This is a genomic window from Mycobacterium sp. 852002-40037_SCH5390672 (assembly GCF_001665875.1).
Classification (GTDB): domain Bacteria; phylum Actinomycetota; class Actinomycetes; order Mycobacteriales; family Mycobacteriaceae; genus Mycobacterium.
Map to the genome: position 1 here is coordinate 85,621 of NZ_LZTA01000122.1, position 15,698 is coordinate 101,318.

15 protein-coding genes are annotated in these 15,698 nt (G+C 66.4%); 10 read left to right on the top strand and 5 right to left on the bottom strand.

Annotation, left to right across the window (positions count from 1 at the left end):
- Positions 1–6: 6 nt before the first annotated feature.
- Both A5782_RS22440 and A5782_RS22445 read left to right on the top strand, forming a co-directional pair.
- On the top strand, positions 7–1,440 hold the full coding sequence (locus A5782_RS22440; protein ID WP_067104282.1) for an aldehyde dehydrogenase family protein: 1,434 nt from the start codon (positions 7–9) through the stop codon (positions 1,438–1,440).
- 58 nt (positions 1,441–1,498) lie between these two features.
- Positions 1,499–2,362, top strand: a complete 864-nt coding sequence (locus A5782_RS22445) for an SDR family oxidoreductase (protein WP_067104283.1) — start codon at positions 1,499–1,501, stop codon at positions 2,360–2,362.
- Positions 2,363–2,388: 26 nt separating this feature from the next.
- On the opposite strand, the gene A5782_RS22450 is transcribed toward A5782_RS22445, so the two are convergent.
- Entirely contained in the window at positions 2,389–3,219 is an 831-nt protein-coding gene (locus A5782_RS22450) for a tyrosine-protein phosphatase (RefSeq protein WP_067104284.1), read from the bottom strand.
- On the bottom strand, positions 3,212–4,432 hold the full coding sequence (locus tag A5782_RS22455; RefSeq protein WP_197694317.1) for an acyl-CoA dehydrogenase family protein: 1,221 nt from the start codon (positions 4,430–4,432) through the stop codon (positions 3,212–3,214). The genes A5782_RS22450 and A5782_RS22455 overlap by 8 nt, the downstream gene beginning before the upstream one ends.
- 138 nt (positions 4,433–4,570) lie before the next feature.
- Between A5782_RS22455 and A5782_RS22460 the strand changes: the two genes are divergently transcribed.
- The 4 genes from A5782_RS22460 (at position 4,571) to A5782_RS22475 (ending at position 8,220) form a co-directional block, all read left to right on the top strand.
- Positions 4,571–5,041 (top strand): nuclear transport factor 2 family protein, encoded by a 471-nt coding sequence (locus A5782_RS22460; RefSeq protein ID WP_067104326.1) that lies wholly within the window; start codon positions 4,571–4,573, stop codon positions 5,039–5,041.
- Positions 5,042–5,356: 315 nt separating this feature from the next.
- On the top strand, positions 5,357–6,457 hold the full coding sequence (locus A5782_RS22465; RefSeq protein ID WP_067104286.1) for a Re/Si-specific NAD(P)(+) transhydrogenase subunit alpha: 1,101 nt from the start codon (positions 5,357–5,359) through the stop codon (positions 6,455–6,457).
- Entirely contained in the window at positions 6,458–6,787 is a 330-nt protein-coding gene (locus tag A5782_RS22470) for an NAD(P) transhydrogenase subunit alpha (RefSeq protein ID WP_067104287.1), read from the top strand.
- Positions 6,784–8,220 carry an NAD(P)(+) transhydrogenase (Re/Si-specific) subunit beta gene (locus A5782_RS22475; RefSeq protein ID WP_067104288.1) on the top strand — a complete coding sequence of 479 codons (1,437 nt, stop codon included), beginning with the start codon at positions 6,784–6,786 and terminating at the stop codon, positions 8,218–8,220. Before A5782_RS22470 ends, A5782_RS22475 begins: the two co-directional genes overlap by 4 nt.
- Positions 8,221–8,265: 45 nt before the next feature.
- On the opposite strand, the gene A5782_RS26320 is transcribed toward A5782_RS22475, so the two are convergent.
- A complete protein-coding gene (locus A5782_RS26320) occupies positions 8,266–8,391 on the bottom strand; it encodes a hypothetical protein (RefSeq protein WP_003874194.1) in 126 nt (41 codons plus the stop codon).
- Between the two features lie 158 nt (positions 8,392–8,549).
- Between A5782_RS26320 and A5782_RS22480 the strand changes: the two genes are divergently transcribed.
- Positions 8,550–9,185, top strand: coding sequence for a TetR/AcrR family transcriptional regulator (locus tag A5782_RS22480; RefSeq protein ID WP_067104289.1), 636 nt, complete (start codon positions 8,550–8,552; stop codon positions 9,183–9,185).
- Here the strand turns inward: A5782_RS22480 and A5782_RS22485 are convergent.
- Positions 9,182–10,081, bottom strand: coding sequence for an alpha/beta hydrolase (locus A5782_RS22485; protein WP_067104290.1), 900 nt, complete (start codon positions 10,079–10,081; stop codon positions 9,182–9,184). The two genes, A5782_RS22480 and A5782_RS22485, sit on opposite strands and share 4 nt — an antisense overlap.
- A 110-nt stretch (positions 10,082–10,191) precedes the next feature.
- On the opposite strand from A5782_RS22485, the gene A5782_RS22490 reads away from it, so the two are divergent.
- From A5782_RS22490 to A5782_RS22500, 3 genes are read left to right on the top strand one after another with little or no spacing between them, the layout of a single operon-like run.
- Positions 10,192–11,322 carry a diacylglycerol kinase gene (locus A5782_RS22490; RefSeq protein ID WP_067104291.1) on the top strand — a complete coding sequence of 377 codons (1,131 nt, stop codon included), beginning with the start codon at positions 10,192–10,194 and terminating at the stop codon, positions 11,320–11,322.
- Positions 11,310–12,050 (top strand): glucose 1-dehydrogenase, encoded by a 741-nt coding sequence (locus A5782_RS22495; protein ID WP_067104292.1) that lies wholly within the window; start codon positions 11,310–11,312, stop codon positions 12,048–12,050. Before A5782_RS22490 ends, A5782_RS22495 begins: the two co-directional genes overlap by 13 nt.
- Before the next feature lie 21 nt (positions 12,051–12,071).
- On the top strand, positions 12,072–13,412 hold the full coding sequence (locus tag A5782_RS22500) for an FAD-binding oxidoreductase (protein WP_067104293.1): 1,341 nt from the start codon (positions 12,072–12,074) through the stop codon (positions 13,410–13,412).
- A gap of 122 nt (positions 13,413–13,534) precedes the next feature.
- Here A5782_RS22500 and A5782_RS22505 read toward each other — a convergent pair whose 3' ends face one another.
- Positions 13,535–15,505, bottom strand: a complete 1,971-nt coding sequence (locus tag A5782_RS22505; RefSeq protein WP_067104294.1) for a patatin-like phospholipase family protein — start codon at positions 15,503–15,505, stop codon at positions 13,535–13,537.
- Between the last annotated feature and the right edge of the window lie 193 nt (positions 15,506–15,698).

The following is a 15,698-nucleotide window of genomic DNA, read 5'->3' on the forward strand; positions in this document are numbered from 1 at the left end:
AGGACAATGATGACCACCGAATCGGTTGCATCGAAGACATCGCTCTCCAAGGACTCCACCAACGGGACCGCACCGGGCGACATCCCCGCCACCGTTGCCCGGCTTCGTCAGACCTTCGCCACCGGACGTACCCGCGACGTCGAATGGCGCAAGCGGCAGCTGCTGCAACTGGTGAAGCTGATGGAGGAGAACGAGGCCGCGATCGCCGCCGCCCTTGCCGAAGACCTGGATCGCAGCCCCTTTGAGGCCTATATCGCCGACATCGCCACCACCGCCGGTGAAGCCAAGTACGCGGCCAAGAAGGTGCGGAAGTGGACGCGGCGCAAGTATCAACTGCTAGAGATACCGCAACTACCCGGGCGCGGCTGGGTGCAGTACGAGCCCTACGGCACCGTGCTGATCATCGGCGCCTGGAATTACCCCTTCTACCTGACGCTGGGTCCCGCCGTCGGAGCGATCGCCGCGGGAAACGCCGTCATCCTCAAGCCCTCGGAAATCGCCGCGGCGTCCGCACACTTGATGGCCGAGCTGGTGCCGAAATATCTTGACAACGACGCCATTACGGTGGTCGAGGGTGACGGCGCGACAAGCCAGGAACTCATCGCGCAGGGTCTGGACCGCGTGCTGTTCACCGGCGGCACCGAGATCGGCCGCAAGGTCTACGAGGGTGCGGCACCGCACCTGACCCCCTGCACCCTGGAACTCGGCGGCAAAAGCCCGGTCATCGTTGCGGCCGACGCCGACGTGGAGGTGGCGGCCAAGCGGATCGCCTGGATGAAACTGCTCAACGCCGGGCAGACCTGCGTCGCACCCGATTACGTCCTGGCGGACGTCACGATCCGCGACGAGCTGGTCGACAAGATCGGTGCCGCCATCACGAAATTCGCCTCCGACAAGCCGAACGGCATGCGGGTGATCAATCAGCGCCAATTCGACCGGATCAGTGGTTACCTGTCCGGAGACGACGGCAAGGTCACCGTCGGCGGAGCCTGCGACGCCACGAACCTACGTATCCAGCCCGCCGTCGTGGTCGACCCCGACCCAAACGGCCCGCTGATGCAGAACGAGATCTTCGGTCCGGTCCTGCCGGTGGTCACCGTCAAAAACCTGGACGAGGCAATACGTTTCGTGAACTCGCGGCCCAAGCCCTTGTCGGCCTACCTGTTCACCAAGCGGCGTGAGACCCGCGAGCGGGTGATCAAGGAGGTGCCGGCCGGCGGCATGCTGGTCAACCACATCGCCTTCCAGGTGTCCACGGCCAAGCTGCCGTTCGGTGGGGTCGGCGCATCGGGAATGGGTGCCTACCACGGCAAATACGGATTCGAGGAGTTCAGCCACCGCAAGTCGGTGCTGACCAAACCCACTCGGCCCGACCTGTCGAGCTTCATCTACCCTCCGTACACCGAGCGGGCCTTCAAGATGGCCCGCAGGATGTTCTGACACCTGGCTTCACTGAAACCGTTGCCAGGCAAACTTTTTCACAGCAGAGAGGAAACTTATGCCCGGAGTGCAGGATCGCGTCATCATCGTCACCGGAGCCGGTGGAGGACTGGGCCGTGAGTACGCCCTGACCCTCGCCAAGGAGGGCGCCAGCGTCGTCGTCAACGACCTCGGCGGTTCGCGCGACGGCACCGGCGCCGGCCACAACATGGCCGACGAGGTGGTGAAGGAGATCAAGGACGCCGGCGGGCGGGCGGCCGCCAACTACGACAGCGTCGCCGAGCCCGAGGGCGCCGAGAACATCATCAAAACCGCACTCGACGAATTCGGCGCCGTGCACGGCGTGGTCAGCAACGCCGGCATTCTGCGCGACGGCACCTTCCACAAGATGTCCTTCGAGAACTGGGACGCCGTGCTCAAGGTGCACCTCTACGGCGGCTACAACGTCATCCGCGCGGCCTGGCCGCACTTCCGTGAGCAGAGCTACGGCCGTGTCGTGGTCGCCACCTCTACGAGCGGGCTGTTCGGCAACTTCGGCCAGACCAACTACGGCGCAGCCAAACTCGGCCTGGTCGGCCTGATCAACAGCCTGGCGCTGGAGGGTGCGAAGTACAACATCCACGCCAACGCGGTCGCCCCCATCGCGGCAACCCGGATGACCGAAGACATCCTGCCCAAGGAGGTGCTCGAGAAGCTGACGCCCGAATACGTCGCACCCGTGGTGGCCTACCTGTGCACCGAGGAAAACCCCAACAGCGCTTCGGTTTTCGTGGTCGGCGGCGGCAAGGTGCAGCGCGTCGCGCTGTTCCAGAACGAGGGCGTCAACTACGACACGCCGCCGACGGTGGAGGACATCGCCTCGCAGTGGGGCGAGATCACCGACCTGTCCGCGGCAAAGCAGGCCGATTTCAAGCTGGGGTAAGCCCGTGCGACCGGGTGGTCAGCGAGTCAGGCGAGCAACTCGCCGCGCAGGCGTTCCACGTCCGCCTCGCTGACACCCGCGTCGCGCAGGTAGGCGTCCAACGACCCGAATTCCTCGTCGATCGTTTGACGGGCGGTGGCCAGGTACTCCTCCCGGACCCCGAGCACGCCGTCGGATAGCCGCGCCTCGGTCCAGGTGACCACCTCTGGGGTCAATTCGGTGTCCTGACGCTGGGCGATCATCGCCGAGATCTGTGCCCGCAATTGCGGAGCGGCGTCATTGCTGCGCAGGAAGTCGGCGACGATGATGTCGCGATCGACACCGATCGCTTCGAGCACCGTCGCCACCACGAAGCCGGTGCGGTCCTTGCCCGCAAAGCAGTGCGTCAGCACCGGGCGCCCGGCGGCCAGCAGCGAGATGACCCGGTGCAGGGCCCGCTGCGCCCCGTTTCGTGTTGGGAATTGCCGGTATTCGTCGATCATGTAGCGGCTGGCGGCTGCGTTGACAGACTGCTCCGATTCGTCGGCACCCTCGCCGGTCAGCAGCCGCTGGAAGGCGTGCTCGTGTGGGGCCTGATCGTCGGTCCCGGCCTCCTGTTCGCCCAGATCCGGGAAGGGCAGCAGGTGCACCTCGACGCCGTCGGGAACCAATCCCGGGCCGCGCCGGGCAACCTCCCGGGTCGCGCGCAGGTCGGCGACGTCGGTGATGCCCAGCCGGGTCAAGGTCGCCCGGCCCTCGTCGTCGAGCCCGCTCAGTTCGCCGGAACGGAACAACCGCCCCGGCCGCAACCCGGATGCGCCGTCGGCGACATCACGAAAGTTCCACGCGCCGGACAGTTCTCGCAGAGCCTCAGTCATGCGCGGTGACCGCCGCGGCGAGCGCGGATTTCTCCTTGCCGAGCTCGGCGCGCGCGATGGTCCGCATGTGCACCTCGTCCGGGCCGTCGAAGATCCGCATGGCGCGATGCCAGCCGTAGAGACGGGCCAGCACCGTGTCGTCGCTGACACCGGCGGCGCCGTGCACCTGAATGGCACGGTCGATGACGTCGCACGCCACCCGCGGCGCCACCGCCTTGATTTGGGAGACCAGTAGATGCGCGGCTTTGTTGCCGTGTTGGTCGATGGTCCACGCCGCCTTCTCGCACAGCAGCCGCGCCTGGTCGATTTCGTTGCGAGACTTGGCGATTGACTCTCGCACCACACCCTGCTCGGCCAGCGGACGGCCGAACGCGATCCGCTTGGAGGCCCGGTCGGACATCAGGGCCAGCGCGCGTTCGGCACCACCGAGCGCGCGCATGCAGTGGTGGATGCGGCCCGGGCCCAGCCGGGCCTGCGCGATGGCGAAGCCGCCGCCCTCCTCGCCGAGCAGATTGGTGACCGGCACCCGCACGTTTTCGTAAGTGATCTCGCAGTGCCCGTGCTGGTCCTGCCAGCCGAACACCGGCGTGGAGCGCACCACCGTCACGCCCGGGGTGTCCATCGGCACCAGCACCATCGACTGCTGTTGGTGGCTGGCCGCGTCGGGGTTGGTGCGGCCCATCACGATCAGAATCTTGCAGCGCGGGTCGGCCGCCCCCGAAGTCCACCACTTGCGCCCGTTGATCACGTAGTCGCCGCCGTCGCGCACGATCGAGGTCTCGATGTTGCGCGCGTCGCTGCTGGCCACCGCGGGCTCGGTCATCGAAAAGGCGCTGCGGATCTCGCCATTGAGCAACGGCTCGAGCCATTGCTTGCGCTGCTCCTCGGTGGCGAACAGGTGCAGGGTCTCCATGTTGCCGGTGTCGGGCGCCGCGCAGTTGAGCGCCTCGGGGGCGATCTCCAGGCTCCAGCCGGTGATCTCGGCCAGCGGCGCGTATTCCAGATTGGTCAGGCCCGACTCGGCCGGCAGGAAGAGGTTCCACAGGCCCTGTTTTTTCGCCTGGGTTTTCAGCTCCTCGACAACCGGTGGCACGGTGTGGTCGTGCGGACCGGCTTCGTGACGGAACTTGTCGTAATCGGCCTCGGCCGCAAACACATACTCGGTCATGAATTCGGACAGCCGCTTGTGGTAGTCGCTGGCCTTGGCCGACATCGCGAAGTCCATGCCCGTCACCATAGGACACGTGTCGAGTCGGGCGAGTTTCCGGTCGCCGGCGCGACGCTGAATCGACGGTGAAGACACCCGGTGTGGGCTCAAGTTGCCGGCCGCGCTGCGCGCACCATGGACATCATGACCGACAGCTCGCAAGCCCGCCCCCCGTTCCCGCCGTTCACCCGGGAAACCGCGATCCAGAAGGTGCAGGCGGCCGAGGATGCCTGGAATACCTGCGATCCCCGACGCGTCAGCCTGGCTTACACGGTCGACTCGCAGTGGCGCAATCGCGGCGAACACGTCGTGGGCCGCGATGAGATCGTGGCGTTTTTGACCCGCAAGTGGCAGCGCGAACTCGATTACTCGCTGCGCAAGAGCCTTTGGGACTTCCACGACAACCGCATCGCGGTGCGGTTCCAGTACGAGTGCCGCGACCAGTCCGGCCAGTGGTACCGCAGCTACGGCAACGAGCTGTGGGAGTTCACCGAGTCGGGGCTGATGGCGCGCCGCGAGGCGAGCATCAACGACGTGCCGATCGAGCAATCGCAGCGGCGCTACTTCGGGCCCCGTCCGGAATCCGAACACGGCCACGACATCCCGTTGTGGTAGTCGCGCAATCGAACTTGGCGTGGTGACGATGCGGCCGGCGTAGCCGGGTGCGGAGGAGTCGCGCAATCGAACTTGGCGCAACAACGGTGTCTTGTGACGTCACAACGGCGCGGGCGCTACTGCATCGCCTCGCGGGGGCGAACCATCGACCGGGGTCGATCGACCGCGGCCGGGGTATCCCGGCCTCGGGCGGCCCAGAGCCGATCACACGTCCATGGTGAAACCTGGTTAAGGTAGCGAAGCGCGCGGCCGAGCCGGCGCCACGTCCATCGGCAGGGACAGTACGAGAAAGTACGGAAAGTAGATGTACGCGCCATGACAAATGCGCAGACGACGGTAGGAGTGGTCGCCGAATCCGGCGCCGACGAGCGGCGGGTCGCGCTGGTGCCGAAGGCGGTGGCGTCGCTGGTGGGCAGCGGCGTGGCGGTAGTGGTCGAGTCCGGTGCGGGCGAGCGGGCCCTGCTGCCCGACGCGCTCTACACCGAGGCCGGGGCCGGCATCGGGGACGCGTGGGCCGCCGATGTGGTGGTTAAGGTGGCGCCGCCGACGCAGGCCGAGGTCGCCAAGTTGCGCAGCGGTCAGACGCTGATCGGTTTCCTCGCGCCGCGCAACGCCGACAACTCGATCGACGCGTTGAAGCAGGCGGGTGTGCAGGCGTTCGCGCTGGAGGCCATTCCGCGGATCTCGCGGGCCCAGGCGATGGATGCGCTGTCGTCACAAGGCAACGTGGCCGGTTACAAGGCCGTGCTGCTGGCGGCTTCGGAGTCGACCCGGTTCTTCCCGATGCTGACGACGGCGGCCGGCACCGTGAAGCCGGCCACCGTGCTGGTGCTCGGCGTCGGGGTGGCCGGTCTGCAGGCGCTGGCCACCGCCAAGCGGCTGGGCGCACGCACCACGGGCTACGACGTCCGCCCCGAGGTGGCCGACCAGGTGCGCTCGGTGGGCGCCCAGTGGCTCGACATCGGCATCGACGCGTCCGGCGAGGGCGGCTACGCGCGTGAGCTCACCGACGAGGAGCGCGCCCAGCAACAGAAGTCCCTGGAAAAGGCGATCAGCGGATTCGACGTCGTGATCACCACGGCGTTGGTGCCGGGCCGCCCGGCGCCGCGTCTGGTCACCGCGGCGGCGGTGGAAGCGATGAAGCCCGGCAGCGTGGTGGTGGACCTGGCCGGAGAGACCGGGGGAAACTGCGAGCTCACCGAGCCCGGCCAGACGGTCGTCAAGCACGACGTCACCATCGCGTCGCCCCTGAACCTGCCGGCGACCATGCCCGAGCACGCCAGCGAGCTCTACAGCAAGAACATCACCGCACTGCTGGACTTGCTGCTCACCGACGGCAAGCTGGCCCCCGACTTCGACGACCAGGTCGTCGCCGAGTCATGCGTGACGCGCCAGACTCCCGGGAAGGATTCCTAGATGTACGACGAACTCTTGGCCAACCTGGCGATCCTGGTGCTCTCCGGATTCGTCGGGTTCGCAGTCATTTCCAAGGTGCCCAACACGCTGCACACCCCACTGATGTCGGGCACCAACGCCATCCACGGCATCGTGGTGCTGGGCGCGCTGGTGGTGTTCGGCTCGGTTGAGCACCCCTCGCTGGCGGTGCAGATCATCCTGTTCGTCGCGGTGGTGTTCGGCACGCTGAACGTCATCGGCGGCTTCATCGTCACCGACCGGATGCTGGGCATGTTCAAGGGCAAAAAGAAGCCCGTGCCCGCGAAGATTGAGGAGCCGGCGGCCAAATGAACTACTTGGTAATCGGCCTGTACATCATTTCCTTCGCCCTCTTCATCTATGGCTTGATGGGCCTGACCGGACCCAAGACGGCGGTGCGGGGCAACCTGATCGCCGCGGTGGGAATGGCGCTGGCGGTGGCTGCGACGCTGATCAAGATCCGCCACACCGACCAATGGATCCTGATCATCGCCGGCCTGGTGGTGGGCGTCGTGCTCGGTGTCCCGCCGGCCCGCTACACCAAAATGACCGCCATGCCGCAGTTGGTGGCGTTCTTCAACGGCGTGGGCGGTGGCACGGTCGCGCTGATCGCGCTTGCGGAATTCATGGATACCAAAGGCTTTTCGGCCTTCCAGCACGGTGAATCCCCGACCGTGCACATCGTGGTGGCCTCGTTGTTCGCCGCGATCATCGGGTCGATCTCGTTCTGGGGATCGATCATCGCGTTCGGCAAGTTGCAAGAGATCATCCCCGGCAAGCCGATCGGCTTAGGCAAGGCCCAGCAACTGATCAACTTGCTGCTGCTGGCGGCCGCCGTGGTCGCCGCGGTGGTCATCGGTCTGCACGCCCATCCCGGCCCTCCCGGCGGGACAGCCGGAGCATCACTGTGGTGGATGATCGGGCTGCTCGCCGCCGCGGGTGTGCTGGGTCTGATGGTGGTGCTGCCCATCGGCGGCGCCGACATGCCGGTGGTCATCTCGCTGCTGAACGCGATGACCGGGCTTTCGGCCGCGGCCGCGGGTCTGGCGCTGAACAACACCGCGATGATCGTGGCGGGCATGATCGTCGGCGCGTCGGGTTCGATCCTGACCAACCTGATGGCCAAGGCCATGAACCGTTCCATCCCGGCGATCGTTGCCGGCGGCTTCGGCGGTGGGGGGGTCGCCCCCAGCGGCGGTGACGGCGGTGACAAGACCGTCAAGGCCACCTCGGCCGCCGACGCCGCGATCCAGATGGCCTACGCCAACCAGGTGATCGTGGTGCCCGGCTACGGCCTGGCCGTCGCGCAGGCTCAGCACGCCGTCAAGGACATGGCGGCCCTGCTGGAGGACAAGGGCGTGGAGGTCAAGTACGCGATCCACCCGGTGGCGGGCCGGATGCCCGGGCACATGAACGTGTTGCTGGCCGAGGCCGAGGTCGACTACGACGCCATGAAGGACATGGACGACATCAACGACGAATTCGCCCGCACCGACGTTGCGATCGTCATCGGCGCCAACGATGTCACCAACCCGGCGGCCCGCAACGACGCGTCCAGCCCGATCTATGGCATGCCGATTCTCAACGTGGACAAGGCCAAGTCGGTAATTGTGCTCAAGCGGTCGATGAACTCCGGCTTCGCCGGCATCGACAACCCGTTGTTCTACGGCGAGGGCACCAGCATGCTGTTCGGTGACGCGAAGAAATCGGTGACCGAGGTCGCCGAGGAGCTCAAAGCGCTGTAGTCGAGCAATTCAGGTACGCCCAAAGGCGTCTTGTGCGCTGGGAGTTTAGACGGGCGGGTATGCCGGCGGCGGGTATCCGTTCCCGTCGGTGACCCCACGCAAGCCCCAGGTCAGGTATCGCATGAAGAACTCGATCTCGTCGCTTCCGTCGTAATCCGGACTCGGATCCATCGGCCCCACCTCTCGACTCATCTCGTTCAATGAGGAGTCTAGTCGCATACGCGCCACGTGACACCCGGCGTTTTGCATAAACTGTCCAACCAGTTGATTGATAGCTATTCTGGGCCGAACCGGCCCTGGCCTGGCCATACCGACGATAGTGAGAACAGATGCCCACCGACAGCATCACCCCGAATGGGCTGACCCGGCGCGAAGAGTTGCTGGCGGTTGCCACCAAGCTGTTTGCGGCGCGCGGCTATCACGGCACCCGGATGGACGATGTGGCCGACGTGATCGGTCTGAACAAGGCGACCGTCTATCACTATTACGCCAGCAAGTCGCTGATCCTGTTCGACATCTATCGGCAGGCCGCCGAGGGCACGCTGGCCGCCGTGCACGACGACCCGTCCTGGACGGCGCGCGAGGCGCTCTACCAGTACACCGTCCGGCTGCTCACGGGCATCGCCAGCGACCCGGAGCGTGCCGCGGTGTACTTCCAGGAGCAGCCGTACATCACCGAATGGTTCACCAGTGAGCAGGTCGCCGAGGTCCGCGAGAAGGAGGCTCAGGTCTACCACCACGTGCACGGCCTGATCGACCGCGGGATCGCCAACGGTGAGTTCTACCAGTGCGACTCACATGTGCTGGCGCTGGGCTACATCGGCATGACGCTGGGCAGCTACCGCTGGCTGCGGCCCAGCGGACGGCGCTCGGCCAAGGAGATCGCCGCCGAATTCAGCACCGCACTGCTGCGTGGGCTGATCCGCGACGAAGGCATCCGCACGACCTCACCGCTGGGACCCTAGGCGCGCGCACCTTTCAGGTGCTTATCGAGGAACGCGAGCTGGTCGGCGACCACACGGTCGAAGGCGTCGTCGACATAGATCGCGAAATGGCCCTCGGGATACAGCTTGACCTCGCCGCGGGGGGCTTTCGCCGCGTGGCGCAGCGTCGCCGCCGCGGGGGCCACCGAGTCGGCTTCGCACACGCAGAACAGGATCGGGCAGGCGATTTTGGGCGTGGCGCGACCTGGGCGATAGGTGAAGACCTGCAACGCGATTCGGGCGGCGACCTCATTGGGTAGTTCGACCCCCTCGGGCACCAGCCGCAGGTAGCCCGCATACGCGTCGGGCGTGTTCATCAACGCGACCTCGCCGGGCTTGCCGACGGTCGCGACCATCACCGGCGGCCTGCCCCGCCGGCGTGCAAGCAGGTCGCGCACCGCTCGGGCGGTGATGCGCGCGACGATCAACGGGTTGGTGATGGTGCGTGCCGACGCGAGGCCGTCGGTGAAGGGACACTGGGCGACGGCCGCGGCGATGCCCGGCAGCCGGGCCGCCGTGGCGATCACGTGGCCGCCGGCAAAAGAAGTGCCCCACAACCCGATTCGGTCGGGGTCGATCCCCGGGACGGTGCGGGCGTAGGCGACGGCCGCGGCCCAGTCGGCGAGCTGCATGCCGACGTCGAGGACTTGCCGCGGCCGGCCGTCGCTGTCGCCGAAGTTGCGGTAGTCGAACACCAGGCAGGCGTACCCGGCCGCGCTGAAACGCTCGGCATAGGCGTCCAGCCGCATAGTCCGCACCGCTCCCAGGCCGTGCGCCATCACCAGCAGCGGGGCGGGTCCACCGCCCGGGGGCCGGTAGAGCCAGGCGCTGATCAGGTCGTCGCCGGACGGGAACCGAAGGTCTTCGCGTTGCGTCATCAGCGATTGATTCTGCCCCGCGGACCGCTGCCCGTCCCGCAGGTATGCTCCCCAAAATTTATGGACTACTGTCTAGAAAAGTTGTCCAGGTTCGAGGGACGGAGACTCTCATGGCGATCCGAGTCGCGCACGTCGGTACCGGAAATGTCGGAGGGCTGGCCCTCGCCGAACTCATCACCAACCCGCAGTTCGAGCTGACCGGGGTCTGCGTCTCTACGCCCGAGAAAGTGGGCAGGGACGCGGGCGAGCTGTGCGGCGTCGGCCTTGACACGGGTGTGGTCACGGGCGTCGCGGCCGTCAACGACCTGGACGCCATCATCGCCGCCAAGCCCGAGTGCGTCGTCTACTGCGCGATGGGCGACACCCGGCTGCCCGAAGCGATGGCCGACGTCATGCGCATCCTGTCCGCCGGCATCAACGTCGTCGGGTCGTCGCCGGGGCTGCTGCAATATCCGTGGGGCGTGATGCCCGACAAGTACATCGACCGCGTGGAAGACGCTGCCAAGCAAGGCAATTCGAGCATCTTCATCAGCGGCGTCGACCCGGGATTCGCCAACGACCTGATCCCGTTCGCGCTCGCCGGCACCTGTCAGCGCATCGAGCAGGTGCGCTGCATGGAGATTCACGACTATGCCAGTTACGACGGCGCGGAAGTCATGCACTACATGGGATTCGCCAGGCCCATGGACGAAATCCCGATGCTGCTGCAACCCGGCATCCTCAGCATCGCCTGGGGCACGGCGATCCGTCAGCTGGCCGCCGGTCTCGGCCTCGAGGTCGACGAGATCACCGAGTCATACCAGCGCGAGCCCGCTCCCGAGGATTTCGACATCGCGGTCGGCCACGTGGCCAAGGGCACCGTGGCCGTGCTGCAGTTCGAGATTCGCGGCATGGTCAAGGGGCATCCCGCCATCGTCATCGAGCACGTCACCCGGTTGCGGCCGGACCTGCGCCCCGACCTGCCCCAGCCGGCCGCGGGCGACGGCTCGTACCGTGTCGAGATCACCGGCGAGCCATCGTATGCGGTCGACATCATTCCCAGCAGCCGCAAGGGCGACCACAACCACGCGGCGATCGCGGGCGCCGCGGGCCGCATCGTCAATGCCATCCCCGCGGTGATCGCGGCGCCGCCGGGCATTCGGAGCACGCTCGATTTACCGCTGGTAACCGGCAAAGGCCTTTACGCACCGAGCACTTTGGTGACCACCTATAACGAAAGGAGACCCGTGTGGGTCGGGTAGACGGCAAGGTAGCGATCATCAGTGGTGGCGCCGGCGGTATGGGAGCCGAAGACGCGCGCCTGCTGGTCGAGGAAGGCGCCAAGGTTGTTATCGGCGACATCCTGGACGACCAGGGCAAGGCGCTGGCCGACGAGATCGGCGACTCCGCGCGCTACGTGCACCTCGACGTCACCCAGCCCGACCAGTGGGACGCCGCCGTCGCCACCGCGATCGGCGAATTCGGCAAACTCAACGTGCTGGTCAACAACGCCGGCACCGTCGCGCTCGGCGCGCTGAAGAGTTTCGATCTGGCCAAGTGGCAAAAGGTGATTGACGTCAACCTGACCGGGACGTTCCTGGGCATGCGGGCGGCGGTCGAGCCGATGATGGCGGCCGGCGGCGGCTCGATCATCAATGTGTCGTCCATCGAGGGCCTGCGCGGTGCGCCCATGGTGCACCCCTACGTCGCGTCCAAGTGGGGCGTGCGCGGCCTGGCGAAGTCGGCGGCCTTGGAGCTGGCGCCGCACAACATCCGGGTCAACTCCGTGCACCCCGGTTTCATCCGCACCCCGATGACCGCCCACCTCCCCGAGGACATGGTGACCATTCCGCTCGGGCGTCCGGGAGAGGTTCGGGAAGTCGCGACCTTCATCCTGTTCCTGGCCAGCGACGAGTCGTCCTACTCCACCGGCAGCGAGTACGTGATGGACGGCGGCCTGGTCACCGACGTGAATCACAAGGAGTTCTAGGGCGGTGCTATAACCGCGAGCATGCTGCGCAGCCTGGCGAACCTGGTCGGATCGAACCACGTCGTCACCGACCCCGACGTGCTGGCGGCGCGCAGCGTCGACCACACCGGCCGCTACCGGGGCAAGGCGAGCGCGCTGGTGCGGCCCGGCACGGCCGAGCAGGTCGCCGAAGTGCTGCGGGTGTGCCGGGATGCCGGGGCGCACGTGACGGTGCAGGGCGGCCGGACCTCGCTGGTGGCCGGCACCGTCCCCGAACACGACGACGTGTTGTTGTCCACCGAGCGGCTGCACGCCATGGCTGACGTCGACACCGTCGAACGCCGCATCGAGGTCGGTGCCGGAACCACCCTGGCCGCGGTGCAGCGTGCCGCGGGCGCGGCCGGTTTGGTGTTCGGTGTGGATCTGGCTGCCCGCGACACCGCGACCGTCGGCGGCATGGCGTCGACGAATGCCGGCGGTCTGCGCACCGTCCGCTACGGCAACATGGGCGAGCAGGTGGTCGGCGTGCAGGTGGCCCTGCCCGACGGCGCGCTGTTGCGCCGGCACAGCCGGGTGCGCCGGGACAACACCGGATACGACCTTCCGGCGTTGTTCGTGGGGGCCGAGGGCACGCTGGGCGTCATCACCGAGCTGGACCTGCGGCTGCACGCCACCCCGTCGCACCGGGTGACGGCGATCTGCGGGTTCGCCGACCTCGACGCGCTGGTGGCCGCCGGGCGCACTTTCCGCGATGTGGACGGCATCGCGGCCCTGGAGTTGATCGACGGGCGGGCGGCCGCGCTGACCCAGGAGCATCGCGGCGTCGGCGCCCCGGTCGCCGGCGACTGGCTGCTGCTGGTGGAATTGGCCGCCGATCACGACCAGACCGAGCGACTCGCCGAGCTGCTCGACGACGTGCCGATGCGCGCCGATCCCGCAGTTGGCGTGGATGTTGCTGCGCAGCAACGGTTGTGGCAGGTCCGCGAATCACTGGCCGAGGTGCTGGGAGTGTACGGGCCGCCGCTGAAGTTCGATGTCTCGCTGCCGTTGTCGGCGATCAGCGAATTCGAAAGGCACGCAGTCGATTTGGTTCACACGCATGCCCCCGACGCGCTGCCGGTACTGTTCGGCCACATCGGCGAGGGGAACCTGCATCTGAATGTGTTGCGCTGCCCGGCCGATCGCGAACGCACACTCTACGAGCCGATGATGGACCTCATCGCGCGGTGCGGGGGCAACGTCAGCTCCGAACACGGTGTGGGCACCCGCAAACGGCCCTACCTCGCCATGTCACGCGAGCCCGCCGACATCGCCGCGATGCGGACCCTCAAAGAGGCGCTGGATCCGACCGGGTTCCTCAATGCCGCAGTGCTTTTCGATTAGGCGAGCACGAACCGAAACGCGGTGCAGTCACCGAATGCACCCCGATCTGGCCCCCCGTAAACGGCATTTGCTACGGCGATCGATGTCTCCTATGAAATTTCCTCCTATGCGGAGCCAGGTGTTTATGGCTCGGGAGTCGGCGAAGCCAGGGGGTTTCGGTCGGCTCCGTCGTCCGGCATCAGGCGCAACTGGGGCGGCGGTTTGGGCGGATCTACTGATAGCGCGTTGTTAGGTCCCCAAGCCGTCGCGAGATCCAGCAGGCTGCTTGTCAGGTTGTTGACCGCCGCGCGGTCACCGGGGGGATAGGATGGTAACGGAGCGGACGCATTAAGGCCGGCGAGATCTGCGTAAGGCAGTGCAGCTCCCGAAGCGGCTGCATGGTAGTTCTCGTTAAACTTCGCCAGCCATGTGTTCAGCCCGGCCGTGGACGTCCGGAATCGGATCCACCGCTGGTTGTTCCAGCCCCATCCCTCGGGCTTGTCTCCCACCGTACCTACGAACTTTTGGACGAGTTTGGCGGCGGCGGCCTGGCCGCGGTCGGCGAGCTCTGTGACGACTTCGGCAGGCATCGTCAGGTTCATGCCGCCCTCGGTGTTGTCGTGGTAGACCGTGACCACGCGGTCGCGGTAGCCGGGCGTCACCAGTTGCGCGGCGTCCAGCCAGCCGCGAGCGGTATTCACAATCTGAGACAGGAACGACCCAAGTGCCTTAATCCCGGCCACGGTTGTCGCGCTCGAGGTTTGGAGCCTCGTCCACGGTCGCAGTAAGCCCTCCCCATTGTTTGTGGGCAGATAGCAGTTGTCGGGCTCGTGTTTGCTCTTCGTACGGTCGGGTGGGAACTCCTCGAGGTCGATGGCGTATGTCGGGCGTCCGGGCAACGGAGTATCGAAGAAGTGCACTGGCAGGTTGGCGCAGATGCCGCCGTCGGAGAACCAGTTCCGGTCAAAGATAAGGGGAATATCGGATAAGTCGCGTGCGCCCTCAGCCGCGGGCCGGTTGGGGTTATCGCGCAGCCACTTTTGGGCAGCGGCCGACGCCTTCTGGTTGGCGACGAGTGAGTAGTCCACCGCGTAGAGGGCGACGGCGGTAATCAGCAGCGGAAAGCTGAGACTCATCCGGGTCGCCACGATCACCGGTACGTCGTCCGGCGCCGGCCAAGGCCGCTTGGACCCGGCTTGCGCTCGAAGCAGTTTCTGTGCGCGAGTGACTATGTCGGACGGCGGTTTTCCGTCCGGCCCCGGTGTGAGCGGGGGTGGATGGTCCTCCATCCACTGCACCACGTCCTCAGGAAATAGCGCGCGCATCTCGGCTGGCTCGAAGAAGTATTCCTTCGTTGCCCACGGCATCGGCATTGGCTGGCGACGAGTAAGGTTAGTGGTCATCACGCGCAGGTCGATGTCCTTGGCCCGAAGGTCACCGAACGTCAGCACTTTTCCGTTGGGCTGACCTGACATGGTTTGAAATTGTTGGTGCAGAAACGGTGCGAGCGCCACCGCACCCTTCGCGCCCACACCCGGCATCCCGGTGCACAAGCCGAATCCCGCGCTGGCGGCGCCGGCGAGCCGTGCGAGGGCCGCCCAGGCAACACACACGGCGGCGCCCACCACTGCCACCACCAAACCGCCCGCTCCCGCGGCCCACACCGCAGGTCCATGGCCAAAACGGCTGAGAAGGATAAGCAGGATCCCGGGGGACGCGCCGCCCAATGCCGGCAACCAGAATCCGACCAACAGTGCTCCAATGATGCGCGGCGCCTTGGCCCGTTTGCTCATTCCGGCGGTAAGGGCCCGGTACAAGGGATACGCGCGTTTCGTCGGTTGGAATAAGCGGAATAGGACCGAGTCGCCAGCCGGTGATTTCTCTGTTATCGCAGCCGGGAGCTCTTCAAGTATCTCGAATCCGCCTGTGATGCGGCCGAATTCAGCGGCAGCGGCGCCTGCGGCGGCGATGGCGCCTGCCGAGGACCCGCCGACCGAAGCCAGTCGGTAGCTCTTCGCGAGTTCGCAGATAGCGCGGGGATAGATCACACCGCTGGTGATTCCGCCCTTCATTACGATGTCGCATTTCAGCGGCGGATTCTCGGGATACTTCACGGCGCTCCTCAGACTATTTGTGACCGTCACTGCAGACGTCCCGGGATGCGCCCAGCATTGCCTCGGACATTTCCGGCGAGGCAGACGCTTGGTTGCAGCCTTCGGGGCCCGGTCCGGCTCGCAACTCACTCAAATTGTGCGCGGTCGAGCGGTACTCTGGACGCTTTATGAGCGAATCGGCTCGTCCTTCTTG

Coding starts and splice junctions, on each gene's coding strand:
- A5782_RS22440 (WP_067104282.1), top strand. CDS start 7: ATGATGACCACCGAATCGGTTGCATCGAAGACATCGCTCTCCAAGGAC.
- A5782_RS22445 (WP_067104283.1), top strand. CDS start 1,499: ATGCCCGGAGTGCAGGATCGCGTCATCATCGTCACCGGAGCCGGTGGA.
- A5782_RS22450 (WP_067104284.1), bottom strand. CDS start 3,219: ATGACTGAGGCTCTGCGAGAACTGTCCGGCGCGTGGAACTTTCGTGAT.
- A5782_RS22455 (WP_197694317.1), bottom strand. CDS start 4,432: ATGTCGGCCAAGGCCAGCGACTACCACAAGCGGCTGTCCGAATTCATG.
- A5782_RS22460 (WP_067104326.1), top strand. CDS start 4,571: ATGACCGACAGCTCGCAAGCCCGCCCCCCGTTCCCGCCGTTCACCCGG.
- A5782_RS22465 (WP_067104286.1), top strand. CDS start 5,357: ATGACAAATGCGCAGACGACGGTAGGAGTGGTCGCCGAATCCGGCGCC.
- A5782_RS22470 (WP_067104287.1), top strand. CDS start 6,458: ATGTACGACGAACTCTTGGCCAACCTGGCGATCCTGGTGCTCTCCGGA.
- A5782_RS22475 (WP_067104288.1), top strand. CDS start 6,784: ATGAACTACTTGGTAATCGGCCTGTACATCATTTCCTTCGCCCTCTTC.
- A5782_RS26320 (WP_003874194.1), bottom strand. CDS start 8,391: ATGGATCCGAGTCCGGATTACGACGGAAGCGACGAGATCGAGTTCTTC.
- A5782_RS22480 (WP_067104289.1), top strand. CDS start 8,550: ATGCCCACCGACAGCATCACCCCGAATGGGCTGACCCGGCGCGAAGAG.
- A5782_RS22485 (WP_067104290.1), bottom strand. CDS start 10,081: ATGACGCAACGCGAAGACCTTCGGTTCCCGTCCGGCGACGACCTGATC.
- A5782_RS22490 (WP_067104291.1), top strand. CDS start 10,192: ATGGCGATCCGAGTCGCGCACGTCGGTACCGGAAATGTCGGAGGGCTG.
- A5782_RS22500 (WP_067104293.1), top strand. CDS start 12,072: ATGCTGCGCAGCCTGGCGAACCTGGTCGGATCGAACCACGTCGTCACC.